Source organism: Halomonas sp. KHS3, from assembly GCF_000830495.1.
Lineage (GTDB): Bacteria > Pseudomonadota > Gammaproteobacteria > Pseudomonadales > Halomonadaceae > Vreelandella > Vreelandella titanicae.
The window spans coordinates 102726-120515 of sequence record NZ_JWHY01000002.1; the positions used below are offsets into that span (position 1 = coordinate 102726).

Sequence of the window (17790 nt, forward strand, 5' to 3'; positions counted from 1 at the left end):
TAGCCCTTTAGGTTTATTGAAACGATAGCACTTAAGCTATAGCTAAATATTATGCTTTGAGTTTTGGGACGAAGTCTTTTAGCTACCTTTAACTGTATACTGGCTTTTTTAGTCAGATATATTGATTTTTGCTTATTGAAGGATGACGAAATGTTATGGCTTATCGAGGATTTACGGACAGCCAGATAGAAGCCTTCATGTGGATTATGAAAACCAGTAGCGCTACGGAAGCCGCCAGTAAGATGCTGATTTCACAACCGGCGATTAGTCGTTTGATAAAACAGTTGGAGGCGCGGCTTGGGTTTGACCTGTTCGAACGCCACAATAATCGCCTGCTGCCGACCCGGCGCGGCACGCTGTTTTATGACGAGGTGGAGCGGGTTTATATTGGCTTACACCATTTGCGACAGTTTGCCGAACGACTGAAAGAGAGAGTGGCAGGCCAGTTAAGAGTGGTCAGCATGCCTTCTTTTGCCATGAGTCTGGTGCCAGATGCCGCTACGCTGCTTGCCGAGCAGTTCCCTGATCTTGAAATTAGTCTCTACTCCTACCGATCCAGCCAGATAGTGGAGGAAGTGGTGGCCCAGCGCTTCGATTTTGGCATTACCACCGATCCTCGAATCGACCCGCGCTATCAAAGCTTCCAGTACTCTCTGCCAGGTATGTGCCTTATTCCGCCAGGGCATCCGCTGGAAGCTAAAGCGCTTATCAACATTGAAGATTTTGCCAATGAAACGCTGATTTGTGGTGAGCCTAATGAACAAAGCCGTCACCGGATTACTCAGCGACTGAGGAAACATGCCGTTTCGCCCAAAAAAATATGGACAGTCTCGCTGGGGGAGATGGCGATCCGACTAGTAGCGAACGGTGCCGGTCTTGCGGTGTTAAACGCCGTATCGGCCTGTTATGCAAAGCGAGCGGGCGTGGTGGTTCGCCCGCTCGCGTTTGATATTCATTATGACTTTCAAATTATTTTGCCGCTGGAAAAAGATCTTGAACCCGCCATCAACAACATCAATGCTGAGCTGATCGCGTTAGTCGAGCAAAAAATTTTCGAGAGTCTCAAAGTGTGTGGCTAAAAATCGCCTGGCTGCAGGATAAGGCAACGGGATAGCTGCATGATGTTTTGACCTATTACTCCCTTTACTCCCAGGCAGGGAAGGGGTCGGGTAGCTGTTTCCACGCCTCTATGCCTTCCACAAGCTCGTCTTCGCTCAAAAGGCAGGCGTCCAACGCTGCGCGCATCCGCGGTTGATCCAGGTTCTGGCCGATAAAGACCAGTTCCTGGCGCATATCCCCGAACGGCTCTTGCCACTTCTCCATAATAAACTGACGCGTTTCGGGATCCGTTGGCCAACGCTCTTCGGGAATCGCCTTCCAGAATACCCCGGCTGGGCCGTGGTGGGCGATGCCACCTGCTTGGCTCCACTGACCAGCGGCTTGGGGGCGAGTGGCCAGCCAGAAAAAGCCTTTCGAGCGCAACAGGCCCTTACCAAACCACTCCTGGTTCAGCAGATCGTGGAATTTCTGTGGATGGAAGGGGCGACGGGCATGATAAGCAAAGCTGCCAATCCCGTACTCCTCGGTCTCTGGCACATGCTCGCCGCGCATCTCTTTGAGCCAGCCCGGTGACAACTGGGCGCGCTCGAAATTGAATTTGCCGGTATCCAGCACTTTATCGAGCGGCACGCCGCCTTGAGTGATTGGCACCAGTTCCGCGTCGGGGTTCAGCGAGAGCAGGATAGCCTTCAGCGCTTCTAACTCTTTCTCACTGATCAGGTCAGTCTTGCTGATCAGCAGCACATCACAAAACTCGATTTGATCGACCAGCAGGTCGGCGACATTGCGCTCGTCATCCTCACCTAAGCTTTCGCCCGCTTCGGCGAGGCTTTGCGCTTCGCGGTACTGTTCAAGAAAGTTGGCGCCATCCACTACGGTCACGAGCGTATCCAACCGAGCGACGTGGGAGAGACTCTGGCCGCTTTCATCTTCAAAGGTGAAGGTTTCTGCCACGGGCAGCGGCTCGGAAATCCCAGTGGACTCAATGACCAGGTAATCGAACTTGCCCTCTCGAGCCAACTGGCTGACTTCCACTAGCAAGTCTTCGCGCAGGGTGCAGCAGATGCAGCCGTTACTCATCTCTACCAAGCGCTCTTCTGATCGGTTCAATGCAACATCGCCATCCAGCGTTGACCCACCAGGGCCACCCCGCACTAGCGCACCGTCGATATTCACCTCGCTCATATCGTTAACGATGACCGCCACCCGGCGGCCCTCACGGTTGGCGAGAATATGATTAAGGACGGTGGTTTTACCGGCACCTAGAAAGCCCGACAGCACGGTGACGGGCAGGGGAGTAAACGCAGTCATTGATAGTACACCTCTAAACGGGGTTATGTTATGTAATAATATAACAATATAAGTGCTTAGAGGAAGGCTTGTTTCAGAGGAGGTCGGGTTAGTTTCGTATCTGCTAGTGGATCTCAGCGCTTATATTGCGTTGGGCAATATCCACGTAGAACATCCGGCTCGTTCATGCCAAACAGTGTTTCGATCGCTTCAAACGGCGTACGGTCTTCCCAGGTCATTTCGATAACACGTGACTGTTCGTCATCAGGTAAGCGGCGAAAGCACTTAATGGGGGCTTTTGGCATCGTTTCCCTCAAGGTGTGTCATTGGTGGGTATCAAGGCTGCGGGCAGTGTAGTGCTTTTTAATAGACCAGCGCAGCGCATCGATCACGATGAAACATGCCAAGCTTACACCCAGTACGGGCAGTGCTATGCCAAACGCGATAGCGACGAACAGCACGCTGAGTTGGGCCGTAAGCGGAAGCATTAGCCAGGGTTCGGTCACTGTTGGAAAGTGCTGACCACTCGCTGTGCGTAGCCGCCGCCACGCCATTACGTAACCCCACACCATAAGCGTCACAAGCCCAGCGGCGATCAACGCCAGCACTATTTGATTAGCGATACCAAACAGTACGCCCATATGCAGATCAATCCCCCAGCGGGTGAGCTTGGCGGCTAGTGGGAAGGTGGTAAAGTCGGTTTGATCGGTCACAGCCATGCTTTGCGGATGCAGCGCCACCTGGTCTACCTGCGTAGGCCACTGGCGATCAATTTCCGCTACCCGCCATGCCTCCTGGGAACTGCTCGGAGGCGTTAGTTGGAGGCGCGCTGCGCTAAGCCCCGCCTTACGAGCAGCGCTCAGCGCCCGGTCAAAGTCCTCTAACGTGATAGACGTGGCCACCATTGCCATATGGCCGTGATGCTCAGCATGTTCATCGGCTACCTGGCTATCGGTATCGATCAGTGCCGTTGAGGCACTTGGCGTGCCCCAGCCCCAGGCATGACGAAGTTCCGCAATATTGCTCCCTGCCCACTGTGACCAAGTGAGCCCCGTTGCCGAAAAGAACAGCAGCCCGAGGGAAAGCACTACGCCTAGTGTTGCGTGGCGCCGGCGTGTGGCGTGGGCGCCTGAAAGCGCTTTCAGTGCGCGGCGTTGGCGAATCCACAGCGTTATGCCACCCAGCGCGGCAAGCCAAAGCCATGAGGCAGCCAACTCACTATAGAGACGCCCCATCTCGCCCATTAACAGCTGGCGGTGAAAATGATCGATCGCGGTGCGCAGCGGTAAAATACCGCTGGTACCATAAACCGTCGTATCACCGGTGACTTTCAGGGTAATGGGGTCGACAAACAGCGCCCGATGTTCAGAAGGCCCCAGCCCTGGCTCGCTAAACATGAGTCGGGTGGTGTCGCCTAACGCCGGTGCAGGGCGCACCGCGCTGGGCAGGGTTGGTGCGCCCAGGTATTGCTGGGCCGTAGTGATCTGTTCGGCAAGTGAATGAGGCTCGCCCTGAGTAGCGCCATATAGGGTGTCATGGTAGAGCCACTCTTCAAGTGGTGGGCTAAGCAAGTAAGCGATACCAGACAGTGCCGCGATAAGAATAAAAGGGCCGACGAAGAGGCCAATATATAGGTGTAAGCGGCTAAGCAGGGCAAAAAGCAGCTTGCCGGTGCGGTTAGAGGAGTGGACTGTCATTGGCTTGAATCCGAGTGGTATCGGTAAATTAGCCAGACAGCTTAGATAGTTTAATTAGCAATCGCTAGCCTGTGCATAGCGGTAAAAAGTCACACGCTTAGCGGCTAGACGGAGCGGGCTTGACGGCCAGGAGTGCACGGAATAGACCATTCATTAGCACCGGTTCGTCGTGGTGAATCTGAAACCCAGCTTCGCTGAGCAGTGGCTGTGCTTGGCGTGTAATGTCGGTGGCAAGTGCCGATGTGACTCCATTCAGAAGACGTCGGCCCGCACCCACAGATTGACCGTCTGGCTGGAACTTATCCATTACGCACAGCTGCCCACCGGGTTTTAACACGCGGTACGCTTCGGCAAGCCCTCGCTGTGGATCAGGCATTACCGCAATAATCAGATGCATGATGACGGCCTCAAAGTGCTCATTGGGGTAGTTGAGCGCCTCGGCATCCATCACACTACACTCCACATCGTGGCGAAGCTCCTCGGCTCTTTTTGCCGTGCGCTTCACCATGGCCGGAGCGATATCGGTGGCGTGCAATTCGATGTCATGAGGCAGAAAAGGCAGGTCTAACCCTGTGCCAGCCCCTACCAGCAGCACCCTCATACCAGGCTCCCAATCTACTTGTCCAAGCGCAATACGCCGTGGCCTACGAAACGCACGGGCGGCGACCGCATCGTAGAAAGGTGCGTAAACGGTGTAGCGAAGGCGATTCCACGCGGTGGTGTTGAACATAACGCCCCTTTGCAGCTCAACGCTGCGATTGCTGAATGCCGGGTGTCGACTATTTACATCAGACTACCTATAGCATGAAAGCAATCATTCAACCAATAAAGCGTGCTCATGTTGGATGATTTATTTTATATGGCTAATATTATCACCCTATCAAATTTATTGTGTGGGATTTATGAAATAGCAAACGTTATAGTGATCCTTTGGTTGATTGTTTGTAGTAGTTTTTGATTGGTCTTAAAGTTGTAGAGATAAGATTTTGTCATTGTGTTTGATTACCCTTTTTGTAGGCGTGTAGTTAAGCTTTCAACAATATCGATAACTAGCTGTCGATCATTTTGATTTAAAGGCTCTAAAAGCTGTTTCATTCTGCTTGACTGATCATCGATATGAAAACTGGCTTGCCCAAATAACTCAGCTGCCTCGCAGTTGAAAATTTCAGCAAGCTCTATTAAGCGCACAATGTTGGGGATCACCCGTCCGCGCTCGATGCGCGAAACGGCTTCGTTACCAACGCCTAGGCGCTCAGCAACTTCCTCTTGGGTCAATTGACTGCGAACCCGCTGTTTGGCAATTGCCCGGCCGATACTGCCTGCAAGCCGTTTCTGTTCTGTTTTATTCACAATGTCCTCCATTAGACCTAGATGGTTGAGGAACGACCTATTGACATGAAGGACTGTTTAGGTTGAATATCATCTTCTAAGGTTGATTTGGATGCCTGTAGTTACTTTTTGTTTCGTTTGGTTACGCCATGAAATGTGTAATTAAGGGGTAATGATTTAATTGGGTAGCCAAAAAAAATAAAAAGCATAGGTGTGATAGGTGGAAATGCCCGAAGCTATAAAGCATATAACTGAGGGCAGCTTTAGTAGTGTAAGTTATCAATATGTTTTCAGTGTTAATGTTCAAGTTGCTTTGGTTGGTTGTTTGAAGGTTGTTTAAAAGCTTATGAAAGAAGATTGTGAGGTGTTGAATGTTGGGTGGTTTTTCTTTTGTAAGCTTTAGGCGTTTATAAACTTTAGTCGTTGATCGGTTACCGAGTGGCGTTTATGCGGCGGATCGGTGCGTTTTTTTAAATACTGTTCAGCAAGAGCGGGAGAGAAGCTTGATGTGTAAATCCGAAGGCGCTTAATAACATGCTCCCTACTTCTGCACCAGAGATTTTTCGACAGTTGGCGGATAAGTTGACCTGCGTCAGTGAAGAGGGCTTTTTTCAACACCTTGTGCGATCCCTGACGGGTATCCTTGGCGTTGATCATGCCGTTGTTGAATATGTCGATAGCCGCCAGGGCACTGTGAGCACATTGGCAGCGTGGTCTCAGGGTGAGTTCATTGAGACTGCTCCGTATTCAATACAAAGCACGCCATGCCAACAGGTCGCGGAACACTCACGGCTGTTTATATCTTCTCATACTCGTCAGCAGTTTCCAGAGGATCAGCGGCTGGCTGCCCTGAGAGTTGAGGGGTATTTGGGTATCTCCATCGCAGCGCCTGGTGGCGGCTTTTTGGGGGCTATTGCGCTAATGCACTCATCCGTCCTGGAGCTTCCTTCTTATGCCGATGAAGTGTTACGTATCTCTGCGGCGTTGGCTGGCGCAGAGTTGGCGCGTCAGTTAGCAGAAAGCCAAACGCGCGAACGTCTGTTATATAAACAGCAGGCGTTGCAGCGCATTGGTCGACACAACACCGCCCTGATCAACACCATTAATGAGCAGCAACGCTTTCAACACGCCGTTGTTAGCTTGGCAACTGCGGTCTCAGCTGAGAATGGCGAAGCGTTTCTGCGCCGGCTAACCGCCCATATGGCCGAAGCGTTATCCGCTGAAGTTGGGTTTATAGCGCTACTGGACGAGCAGGATTCCGATATCGCGCATACCTTAACGCTGTATGTAAATGGTCAGTGCCAGGATAATTTTGCTTATTATCTTCCTGGCGTTCCTTGCCATAAGGTAATGGTGGAGCAAGAGTGTATCGTTCACGAGGGCGCCGCCATTAGGCTGCCTGCTGAAACCAACGGGGCGCTTTCGTGGGTAAACGGCTATGTTGGGCGGCGGCTGGATGATAGCCATGGTCAGCCGATGGGGCTTATTGGCGTCATGTTTAAGAAGCCGCTGGACGATGTGGATGTTGTGCGCAATGTCTTGCAGATATTTGCTGCGCGGGCCGCTTCAGAGCTTGAACGCCAACAAGACGAAGTACGCATTCGCCAATTGGCTTTTTCTGATTCGGGGACTCAATTGCCCAACCGTGCTGCCTTTATGCGCCACTTAGAGCGAGTGGTCGCCGATACGCAGACCACTGAATTGGCGCTATTGCTACTGGATCTTAATCATTTCAAAGAGATCAATGATACCGCTGGGCATGACCTGGGCGATTTAGTCCTAAAGGCCGTGGCCGAGCGCTTTGCAGCTTCGTTGACGGAGGGACAGTATTTAGCACGCTTAGCTGGTGATGAGTTTGTGGTGGTTTGCCCTGGTGTTGAGGCAAGCAGCGCGTTAGCCACAGCTCAGCAATTGTGCGACAGCATCGCGCAACCGTTTATTGTTGAGCAACACTCCTTTGAGCTTTCTGTGGGAATCGGTCTGGCGCTATATCCTCAGCATGCGGCAACGCCATTAGAGCTGTTGAAACACGCCGACATTGCCATGCATCAAGCCAAGCGGCAAAAGCTTCCCGTATGTGTATTTGAACCCTGGATGGGGCGCGTTGTGGCTGAACAGTTGCATATCGCCAAACGCCTGGCGTCCGCCATTGCCGAAAAACAGCTGAGCCTGCACTTTCAGCCCCAGGTAGATTTGCACACCGGCCAGTTAATTGGCGCTGAGGCGCTGTGTCGGTGGCACGATGAGGAGCTGGGTGACGTTTCACCGGGTAAATTTATTCCTATTGCCGAGGAGCGCGGCATGATCGTCGCGCTCGGCAGTTGGGTGATAGAGGAAGCCTGCAGGCAACTTGCCGCATGGCGAGAGCAGGGGCGCTCTATGCCTGGCCAGTTAGCGATTAATATTGCCGCCCAGCAGTTTGAAGAGGATGATTTGGTGACTGGCCTGCTCGGTTGCTGTGTTGACTTTGGCGTTGAGGCGTCACAACTTAGCCTGGAAATTACCGAAAGCGGTATCATGGAGAATCCTGAAAAAGCGATTGCTATGACCGAAGTGTTAAAGAGCAAAGGGTTAGGGCTTTCCATTGATGACTTTGGCACCGGGTATTCGTCGCTTGCCTACCTAAAGCGCTTCGCCGCCGATAAAATTAAAATCGATATCTCCTTCGTCCGCGATATGCTCACCAGCGACAACGACCGTGTCATTGTGGCAACGATCATTGCCATGGCAAACACGCTGGGCCTTGAAACCATTGCGGAAGGGATTGAGAACCAAAACCAGATTAACGCATTGCTTGCAATGGGCTGTGCCCAGGGCCAAGGCTACTACTTTGATCGGCCATTGGCAGCTAAAGAGTTTGCCCAGCGCTGGCTGCGCTAGGTGAGTAGGTCGTTTTTGCATTGAGCGTTTTTGAAGGGCGCCCACCAAACTGCTATCTATAATAGACAATAAGCTTAAGGTAGCGCCTGTTCTCCCGGTTCAACGAATCGAGCCCATTCTAATTTTAGCCTCAACCCTTTCAAAAAGCCCGGTTAGTCGGGGTGCCAAGTAGTCTAGACTCATGCTATACCTAAAACGTAACCTCATCTTCACATACGCTCGAGGTGCGCGCTTTAGGATGGTGAGAAAATCAAAAGGACGCATTTAGCTGATCGAATGGACTCTTTCGTATGTCGATTCGGCAAGTAAGCGAATTTGAATTTAGTCAAAGGATTGTACAGGAGCATGACGCTAAATGAGTGGATCGACCCGGTTAAGTAAATTTTCAAGCTGCAAAGGTTTTTTTTCAGTCGCCGTTCTGGGTGGCCTGCTGGTTGGAAGCATCCCTCTTGAGGCTTTTGCATTTGGCTTCGATGATGTCGCTAGAAAAGCAGAGGAACTAGCCCAGCAGGGCTACCGAGCCCCGGAAACATCTCTGCCTGATGAGCTGCGCGAACTCAGCTATATGGAGTATTCGCAAATACAGTTCAAGCGAGATCGCGATGTGTGGAGCGGTAAAGGCGCACCGTTCACCCTGAGCTTTATCCATGAGGGTATGCATTATGACAGTGCCATCCAATTAAACAGCGTTGATCAGGAGGGGGGGGTACATGGCTTTGCCTATAATCCGGATGATTTTACCTACGGTGATTTAGGCATCTCCGACGAAGTGAAGAATAGCGATGGCATTGGTATTGCCGGGGTCAGGATCAACCATGCACTCAATGAAGGTGATCGCAAAGATGAGGTGATGGTCTTTCTGGGGGCTAGCTATTTTCGCGCTATTGGCGAAGGGCAGGTTTATGGGCTTTCCGGGCGAGGACTTGCCGTTGATACAGGGCTACCTTCGGGCGAGGAGTTCCCTCGCTTCAAGGAAATATGGATCGTCGAACCTGGCCCGGAAAGCCAGTACTTGACTATTTTCGCACTGCTTGACTCACCTAGCGTGACCGGTGCATACCGCTTCGTGCTGCGTCCCGGAGAAGACACTATAGTCGACGTACAGTCGCGGCTATATTTGCGTCGGGCTGTCGAGAAACTAGGGATAGCTCCACTCACCAGCATGTATCTTTACGGCCCAGAGCAGCCCTCTTCGACACAACACTATATCCCAGCAATCCATGATTCTAATGGCCTTTTGATCAATGATGCGCAGAATGGCTGGCTGTGGCGCCCGCTAGCCAATCCGGCCAGATTGATGATGAATAGGCATGCAACACCTCAGTTACGCGGTTATGGCTTGATGCAGCGTGGCCACAATTTTAGCGATTATCAGGATATTGCCGCACGTTATGATCTGCGCCCAAGCGCCTGGGTCGAGCCACAAAACGAATGGGGGGCGGGTAGCGTTGAGCTGATTCAGATTCCGACTGACAACGAGACCAACGATAATATCGTCTCGATGTGGCTGTCTGATGAACCCCATGAGCCGGGAACACCGCTGGCATTCGATTACCGTATTACGTTCACAACCAATGAAAGCCGCCACCTTGATCCTCAGCTTGCCTGGGTTGAAGAAACACGTCGCTCACGGGGAGAGGTGATGCGCGATAACCTAGTGCGCGAGCCCGACGGGACACTCGCTTTTGTCCTCGATTTTATCGGGCCCTCGCTTTCCGGTATCGGCAGCGATGCAAATATGACCGTTGAGGCAAGCGTGGGCGATAATGGAGAATTGGCGACTAGCCGCGTTGTACATAACCCAGCGACCAACGGTTGGCGTGTATTTGTCAATGTGAAGCGGAATAATGGCAGCCAGCCCTTGGATATCAGGGCCAAGCTAATGCTCGATGGCAAGCAAATGTCCGAAACCTGGTACTATAGGCTGCCTGCTAATGGCTGAAATGATGTCTTCATCGCAGGCAACGCCAACGGATATTTATTTAGAGCGCTTGGCGTTGGAGACCCAGAATCGTAAGGAGCGCTACAAGTTACTGGTCGGTGATCTTGATAAGCACGACATGGCGTCGCTACACGCTGCGTTGAGCGAGGATAGTGATGGGGATGGTAATTGGCAGAGAGGTGACAATAGTGATCCTGCAGCGCTGTCAGTAGGTCGGCGCCTGGCGCTTGCCTATGCAGAGCCGCCGCTAGCGCCGCCAGACGTGCTGTCTACGGACACCTCCGGTATTACCCGCCTGCAAACTGCGCCACCGATGAAGCGAACGCCGTTGGCGCCCCAGCAGTGGTCGACCAATCCTTTCGTGAATATTGGTCGCCGCTTCAAGCGCTGGGCAAATGGTGATTTTCGTCGGCGCAGAAGAGAGTCACCCTCCGCGTCCTGGAAGTGGGTCGCCACTAGGCGACGCTGGGTTTTGCTAGTGCTGATTTTCGGTCAAAGTATCATCGCTGCCAATCAGATGCGTACTGTCCTCCCTGGCCAGGGCCTGCAGTGGCTTGAGATAGCTATCCTGTCGTTATTTGTGTTGCTATTCGCCTGGGTATCCGCCGGGTTTTGGACTGCCTTGATGGGATTTTTCCAGCTATTACGAAGCCATGACCGCTACGCCATTGACAGCGAGGTGGGCGACGAGCCGATTGATGATGAGGCACGCACAGCACTATTGGTGCCAATCTGTAACGAGGATGTTGCCAGGGTCTTTGCCGGGGTGCGCGCCACCCTGGAATCCCTGCGCAGTACGGGTAATGACCGGCATTTCGACATCTTTATTCTGAGCGATACGTCCGATCCCGATATTGCCATTCAAGAAACCTATGCCTGGCTGGTGTTGTGTCGTGATCTGGATGCTTTCGGTCAGGTTTTCTATCGCCGCCGACAGCGTCGAGTCAAACGCAAGAGCGGTAATCTCGACGATTTTTGCCGCCGCTGGGGGGCGCTCTATCGTTATATGGTGGTGTTGGACGCCGATAGTGTCATGAGCGGCAAATGCCTGACGCGACTGGTGCAAATGATGGAGGTGCACTCCAGGGTCGGCATTATCCAAACAGCGCCACGCGCTTCGGGGCGCCTCAATCTGTACGCTCGGATGCAACAGTTTGCGACACGAGTGTATGGACCGCTGTTTACTGCCGGGCTCCATTTTTGGCAATTGGGTGAGTCGCATTACTGGGGCCATAACGCGATCATTCGCCTCGCCCCGTTTATGCAGCACTGCATCCTGGCGCCACTGCCCGGTAAAGGCTCGATGTCTGGGGAGATACTATCCCATGATTTTGTTGAGGCGGCGCTGATGCGGCGAGCCGGTTGGGGGGTATGGATTGCCTACAAATTGGAAGGCAGCTTTGAAGAAATGCCACCTAACCTGCTCGATGAACTCAATCGCGACAGACGCTGGTGCCACGGAAATTTGATGAACTTCCGGCTGTTTTTCTCGCAAGGCATCCACCCCGTCCACCGTGCCGTTTTCCTGACCGGTTTAATGTCTTATCTTTCCGCGCCGCTATGGTGTCTTTTTTTAGTGCTTTCGACCGCGCTTTTAGCAGTGCATACCTTTAGCACGCCCGACTACTTTCCTGAGCCGGGAATGTTGTTTCCTGTTTGGCCACAATGGAATCCAACCTTAGCGGTGGGGTTGTTTGGTGTGACGGCGTTACTGCTGTTCTTGCCTAAGCTGCTCAGCGTATTGCTGGTGTGGATACAGGGGAGTCGTCAATTTGGCGGGCCTCTCAAGGTATTGGAAAGTATGATTCTCGAGTCGCTATTCTCGATGCTATTAGCGCCGGTAAGGATGCTGTTTCACACCCGCTTTGTACTGACGTCATTGATGGGGTGGGCGGTTCAATGGCGCTCACCATCACGTGAAAATAGCGACACGACGTGGGGGGATGCGTTCCGCGCACATTGGAGTCAAACCCTAATAGGGGCTGTGTGGGCAGCGGGTGTTTACGTTATGGAGCCTACATTTCTGTGGTGGCTCTCGCCCATCGTCGTCGCTTTGATGCTGTCTATCCCGGTATCGGCACTGTCGAGCCGTGTCTCGTTAGGGTGGTTCTGCTTTCAAAAGCGGCTTTTCCGGATCCCCGAAGAAACACAGCCGCCCCGTGTGCTGCGGCGCATGGTGAGGTTGCTTTCCCACATGAATACCGGAATGGCGGCGCCGTCTTTTGCCCAAATGGTGGTAGATCCTGTGCCGAATGCGTTGGCTACTGCTTTAGGCACATCACGGCATACCGATGCCGAGCCAATACGCCAACGTCGGGCCGAGCGGGTTGCACGCGGAGTCAGGATGGGGCCTGCGGCAATGAGTAAGCTGGAGCGTTTGGATTTTCTAGATGACCCGGTGATGATGTCGCAACTGCACTACCACATTTGGGAAGACAGCAAGGCACATCACAGTTGGTTTGACTGTGGTCTGCCAGGCCGTGAATCCAAGCACCTCCCAACCTTTAACTAGGCAGACGCTCTTTTTTAGCTACTCTCGCATTTAATCAGGCCGGCTGAGAGGCTGGCTTGTATTTGCCGCTATTCACTGACTCGCTCATAACGTTTTCGCACTGAGCGTTTGCGATGGGCTCTCTCCGAACTGCTGCTTGTAGTCGTGGGCGAACTGTCCCAAGTGCCAAAAACCCCAGTAGGTGGCTATTTCCGTGACCGATTGTTGCGGAGATGCCGCCCGCAGCGCCCGGCGCACGCGGTTCAGCCGGGTCAGGCGTAAGAACTGTAGCGGGCTGATGCCCAGGATGGTGGTGAAGCTGTACTGCAGTGTGCGGCGGCTAACGTGGGTAAGCTGACAAAGCTCCTCCATCGTCACGGGGCCTTCCAGATGCTCATCCACGTAGCGCTTGACGCGATCAACCACTTCCTTGCGATGGGCATAGCTGGGTGGCAGCTCAGCACTGGGCTGCTTGACCTGCAATAACTCCAGTAGCGCCATCAGCAGAATGTCTTGATGGATATGGCTGGCGATGGACAGCGTCTGACTGGTGAGTAGACGTTCAATGAGGAACGACACGGCGCGCAGGGTGTCACCGGCCGCTTGGCGACGGGGCATGGCGTGCCAGTGTGTATCCAGGCTGACCCCCTGCCGCTTGGCTGCCGCCGTCAAGGCGGGCAACTGGATCACCAGCCCATAGATGTCGAATCCTTCCGGCGTCACCAGTTCAAAATCACGTCCACCCGGGCGGCACATCACCTCGCCCGCACTGAGCGCTTGTCCATTGATGCGCGAGCCTTGATGGGTAGTGGGAATACCGATCCACAGCGACTCAGGCCATACCCGGCAGTCCTGACGTAGCGCTTGCCCGGTATGCTCCTTGAAGACCTGCATGGTTTCCAGTGCCACCTCATCCAGCCGCCCGTAGAAACTCCCTGGGCTGAGCTGATCGTACTCCTGTTGCCATCGCGTCAGGTTCTGCGCGTGCTCATCGGCATCAAAGGCCTCTTGAATGCACCTTGTTGGTGCAAATGAGCTGTCGAGCGTGGTCATGAAGCGCTCCTCGCAGTGATAAGTTGGCTAATCATAATTTATGTAACGCCTTAACTTTTTGTATTTACTTGAGTAAAGCGAAAGTTAGTGAGTTTGCCAAAACTTGATACTCCCTCTCTATTGATAACGCTATGGTGGAAACAAGCAAGTTTTGTACTTCAGCGCGATGTCAACGCGATCAACAACAGCCATCGTAATAAAAAAGGATAGCCCCATGGCGCAGACCTATCACACGACGGTGGGGAGTCGCAGCTATCGCTTTGCATGCCTGGCAGAGCTGATGGCTAAAGCCACGCCGCCCCGTTCAGGCGACCGTTTGGCCGGAGTAATGGCGGAGAGTGCCGAAGAGAGGGTGGTCGCCCAGATGGTACTCGCCGAGCTCCCGCTTACCACTTTTTTGAATGAAGCCCTGATTCCATACGAAGAGGATGAAATCACTCGGCTGATTATCGATGACCATGACTCCGACGCTTTCGCCCCCATCCGTCACCTCACCGTCGGCGATTTTCGTAACTGGTTGCTCTCCGACCACGCTACCAGTGAGGTGTTAGCAGAAGTAAAAACGGGGATTACCCCCGAAATGGCCGCTGCCGTCAGCAAGCTGATGCGCAATCAGGATTTGATTCTGGTGGCCAAGAAGTGCCGGGTCACCACCGCTTTTCGCAACACAATTGGCCTGCCGGGGCGGCTTTCCACTCGGCTTCAGCCCAATCACCCCACCGATGATGTGACCGGCATTGCGGCCAGCATTCTGGACGGCCTGCTCTACGGCAGTGGCGACGCGGTGATTGGCATCAACCCAGCGACGGATAACGTTGCCCAGAGCGTCAAGCTGATGCGCTTGATGGATGAAGTGATCCAGAAGTATCAAATCCCCACCCAGTCCTGCGTGCTTACCCACGTAACGAATACGCTGGAAGCCATAGAGCAGGGTGCCCCGGTCGATCTGGTCTTCCAGTCGATCGGCGGCACTGAGGCCACCAACCGCAGCTTTGGCTTCGACTTGAGCACCCTGGCCGAAGCCGAAGCGGCGGCGCAGTCGCTCAATCGCGGTACGGTGGGGCGCAACGTGATGTATTTCGAAACCGGCCAGGGCAGCTCGCTTTCTGCCGACGCTCACCACGGGCTCGACCAGCAAACCTGTGAAGCCCGCGCCTACGCCGTTGCACGCAAGTTCAAGCCCTTGCTGGTGAATACCGTGGTGGGTTTTATTGGCCCAGAGTACCTGTTCGATGGCAAGGAGATCACCCGTGCAGGCCTTGAAGACCACTTCTGCGGCAAGCTATTGGGCGTGCCCATGGGCTGCGATGTCTGCTACACCAATCACGCCGAAGCCGACCAGAATGATATGGATAACCTGCTCACGCTGCTCGGCGTGGCGGGCTGCAACTTCATTATGGGTATCCCAGGCTCTGACGACATCATGCTCAACTACCAGACGACTTCGTTTCACGACGCGCTCTATGCACGGCGGGTACTGGGGCTGAAGGCCGCGCCGGAGTTTGAGCGCTGGCTCGAAGAGATGCAGATTTTCCAGGATGTTAGCACCCACCGGCTCAATGACCAGCTGCCCGCCGCCTTTGCCAACAGCCTGCGCCACCTGCCCAAGGAGCCTCGCCATGGCACATGATCCATCATCACCCATCGTGGTGGAGAACCCCTGGGAGCGGCTGAATGCCTTTACCGACGCGCGAATTGGCCTGGGCCGCGCTGGGGTCAGCCTGCCGACCAGCAAATTGCTGGCGTTTCAGTTGGCTCACGCCCAAGCACAGGATGCGGTTCACTGTCCGCTGGATGTAGCAGCGCTGGCCTCCGAGCTGACCCAAGCCCTCGATTTGTCTGAGGCACCGCTGCGCCTGCACAGCCATGCCCAGGATCGTGCCATGTACCTGCAGCGGCCCGACTATGGCCGTCGCCTTAACGACGAGACCCGTGAGCACCTGCAGAAAGCTGCCGCGTCCCAGCAGCGCTATGACCTTGCGATCGTCGTGGTCGATGGGCTTTCTGCGTTGGCTGTACAGCAAAACAGTGCTCCGTTTCTTGGCGCGCTTTATCAGATGCTGAGCAGCGATGCTGCTGATTGGCAGCTAGCACCACTGACGCTTGTCGAGCAGGGGCGGGTGGCGATTGGCGACGAAATTGGCGCACTGCTCAATGCCGACGCCGTGCTTGTCATGATCGGCGAACGACCGGGGCTGAGTTCGCCGGATAGCTTGGGGTTGTATATGACTTGGGCGCCCGAGCCGGGGCTCAAGGACGATCGACGCAACTGCATTTCCAATGTGCGTCCGGCAGGTTTGCAGGTGGAAGAGGCCGCCAGACGCTTCTTTCTGCTGTTAAAAGAGGCCCGTCAGCGCAAATTGTCGGGCGTTAAGTTGAAAGACCGCAGTGAAGACGATGTGCTGGAAGGTGACTCAGCATCAGGCTCGACGCGTAACTTCCTGGTGGCGGATTAACGTCACCCAAAAAGCGACAACCTATAACAACGATCACACAACAAAACGGAACAACGTTGGTAAACCACAGCACGCCGCTGACGACGATTTCGTTCCACACTGAAAGGGCAAAACGATGACACAACCAACGATAGATCAAGCGTACCTGGCAAAACGCCAACTGCGCAAAGGCACCGCTGGCTGGATGCTGCTGGCGGGCCTCGGGGTTTCCTACGTAATTTCCGGTGATTTCGCCGGGTGGAACTTTGGTATTGCTGAAGCTGGCTGGGGTGGCTTTGCGATAGCCGCGTGTCTAATGGCGTTAATGTATCTGGCGCTGGTGCTGTCACTTGCCGAAATGTCGGCGGCGATACCCGCGGCTGGGGGCGGATACAGCTTTGCCCGCCAGGCAATGGGGCCTGCTGGCGGCTATCTGACCGGGTTGGCCGTATTGATCGAGTATGCCCTGGCGCCAGCGGCCATTGTGATCTTCATTGGCGCCGCCGTAGAGTCGTTGCTGGGTATCAACGGCCCGCTGGTCTACCTCATTTTCTACGCGCTGTTCATCGGTATTCACCTGGCGGGTGTGGGGGAAGCGCTAAAAGTCATGATGGTCATCAGTGGCTTGGCAGTGTTTGCCATCCTGGCCACCGCCGTCGCACTGATCGGTGATTTTGATGCCGCCAACCTGTTTGATATTGCTCCCACCGATGCGGCAGGTGCGAGCACCTTTATGCCGTTTGGTTGGTACGGCGTCTGGGCGGCACTACCCTTTGGTATGTGGCTGTTCCTGGCGGTAGAAGGCGTACCGCTTGCGGCCGAAGAGGCTAAAGATCCTGCCCGGGACATGCCCAGAGGCATCATCGGCGCGATGTTGTTCCTGCTCTTCACAGCGCTGTTGGTCGTGGTGCTGCTGGCCGGTGCCGCGGGCGCCGAGATGATCGGTCAAAGCGGCGTGCCGCTGGTGGATGCGCTGAATGCAGCGGGCAATCCGACCTTGGCAACCGTGGTGAACGTGCTGGGCCTGGCGGGGCTGATTGCTTCCTTCTTTTCGATCATCTACGGCTATAGCCGGTTGGTCTTTGCGCTTTCACGGGCGGGGTACCTCCCCAAGGCGCTGTCGCTGACCAGTGGCCGTAAAGTGCCTTATCTTGCCCTGATCGTGCCCGGCGTGTTTGGCTTTCTGGTGTCGTTGAGCGGTGAAGGCGACCTGATGCTGGGCATGGCCGTGGTCGGTGCGACGATCTCTTATGCGCTCATGGCACTCAGCCATATTCTACTGCGGGTAAAACAACCCGACCTGCCGCGTCCGTATAAAACGCCTGGCGGTGTCGTTACCTCGGGGATTGCACTGGTGCTTTCCCTGGTTGCGCTCACCGGGGTATACGCCTTCGACCCACGCGCCTTTAACTACACTATCGTGCTGTTCATTGTTGGCGCAGCCTACTTCTTCCTCTACAGCAAGAATCACCTCGTAGCGAAAACCGCCGAGGAGGAGTTTGCGTTGGTGGTCGCGTCCCCTGAAGATCTGGATGATATTGACTCAGATCCTGTGGTCACGACAGCGAAGCTGTAATTCACAAGACTAATCGCCTAGGCTGAACAAGCCTCTTT

Annotated in this window: 13 protein-coding genes; 7 read left to right on the forward strand and 6 right to left on the reverse strand. The window is 54.2% G+C overall.

Annotated elements, in window-relative coordinates; translation table 11 throughout:
* The first annotated feature begins 155 nt into the window (after positions 1–155).
* Positions 156–1079, forward strand: a complete 924-nt coding sequence (locus RO22_RS02795) for a LysR substrate-binding domain-containing protein (RefSeq protein WP_041157549.1) — start codon at positions 156–158, stop codon at positions 1077–1079.
* A 64-nt stretch (positions 1080–1143) separates the two neighbouring features.
* Here the strand turns inward: RO22_RS02795 and zigA are convergent, their stop codons facing one another.
* The 5 genes from zigA to RO22_RS02820 form a co-directional block, all read right to left on the reverse strand.
* Positions 1144–2370, reverse strand: a complete 1227-nt coding sequence (gene zigA, locus RO22_RS02800) for a zinc metallochaperone GTPase ZigA (protein WP_041157550.1) — start codon at positions 2368–2370, stop codon at positions 1144–1146.
* A 113-nt stretch (positions 2371–2483) separates the two neighbouring features.
* Entirely contained in the window at positions 2484–2654 is a 171-nt protein-coding gene (locus tag RO22_RS02805; protein WP_084625233.1) for a DUF2805 domain-containing protein, read from the reverse strand.
* 18 nt (positions 2655–2672) lie between these two features.
* Positions 2673–4046: a PepSY-associated TM helix domain-containing protein gene (locus RO22_RS02810; protein WP_041157551.1), complete on the reverse strand. Its 1374-nt coding sequence runs from the start codon at positions 4044–4046 to the stop codon at positions 2673–2675.
* 97 nt (positions 4047–4143) lie between these two features.
* Complete coding sequence (locus RO22_RS02815; RefSeq protein ID WP_041157552.1) at positions 4144–4776, reverse strand: class I SAM-dependent methyltransferase; 633 nt, start codon at positions 4774–4776, stop codon at positions 4144–4146.
* Positions 4777–5048: 272 nt separating this feature from the next.
* Positions 5049–5408 carry a helix-turn-helix domain-containing protein gene (locus RO22_RS02820; RefSeq protein WP_081742548.1) on the reverse strand — a complete coding sequence of 120 codons (360 nt, stop codon included), beginning with the start codon at positions 5406–5408 and terminating at the stop codon, positions 5049–5051.
* Positions 5409–5909: 501 nt separating this feature from the next.
* Between RO22_RS02820 and RO22_RS02825 the strand changes: the two genes are divergently transcribed.
* The 3 genes from RO22_RS02825 (at position 5910) to mdoH (ending at position 12709) form a co-directional block, all read left to right on the forward strand.
* On the forward strand, positions 5910–8255 hold the full coding sequence (locus RO22_RS02825; protein WP_041157553.1) for a putative bifunctional diguanylate cyclase/phosphodiesterase: 2346 nt from the start codon (positions 5910–5912) through the stop codon (positions 8253–8255).
* Positions 8256–8610: 355 nt separating this feature from the next.
* Positions 8611–10197 (forward strand): glucan biosynthesis protein G, encoded by a 1587-nt coding sequence (locus tag RO22_RS02830; RefSeq protein ID WP_051052184.1) that lies wholly within the window; start codon positions 8611–8613, stop codon positions 10195–10197.
* The gene (gene mdoH / locus RO22_RS02835; protein ID WP_022520112.1) at positions 10190–12709 is read left to right on the forward strand and encodes a glucans biosynthesis glucosyltransferase MdoH; all 2520 of its coding nucleotides are present in this window, start codon (positions 10190–10192) and stop codon (positions 12707–12709) included. Before RO22_RS02830 ends, mdoH begins: the two co-directional genes overlap by 8 nt.
* 84 nt (positions 12710–12793) lie before the next feature.
* On the opposite strand, the gene RO22_RS02840 is transcribed toward mdoH, so the two are convergent.
* Positions 12794–13741 (reverse strand): helix-turn-helix domain-containing protein, encoded by a 948-nt coding sequence (locus tag RO22_RS02840; RefSeq protein ID WP_009288377.1) that lies wholly within the window; start codon positions 13739–13741, stop codon positions 12794–12796.
* A 214-nt stretch (positions 13742–13955) separates the two neighbouring features.
* On the opposite strand from RO22_RS02840, the gene RO22_RS02845 reads away from it, so the two are divergent.
* The 3 genes from RO22_RS02845 (at position 13956) to eat (ending at position 17752) form a co-directional block, all read left to right on the forward strand.
* Complete coding sequence (locus RO22_RS02845; RefSeq protein ID WP_027957818.1) at positions 13956–15371, forward strand: ethanolamine ammonia-lyase subunit EutB; 1416 nt, start codon at positions 13956–13958, stop codon at positions 15369–15371.
* Positions 15361–16197 carry an ethanolamine ammonia-lyase subunit EutC gene (gene eutC, locus RO22_RS02850; protein ID WP_039860529.1) on the forward strand — a complete coding sequence of 279 codons (837 nt, stop codon included), beginning with the start codon at positions 15361–15363 and terminating at the stop codon, positions 16195–16197. Before RO22_RS02845 ends, eutC begins: the two co-directional genes overlap by 11 nt.
* Positions 16198–16312: 115 nt before the next feature.
* A complete protein-coding gene (gene eat, locus RO22_RS02855) occupies positions 16313–17752 on the forward strand; it encodes an ethanolamine permease (protein ID WP_009288378.1) in 1440 nt (479 codons plus the stop codon).
* Positions 17753–17790: the final 38 nt, after the last annotated feature.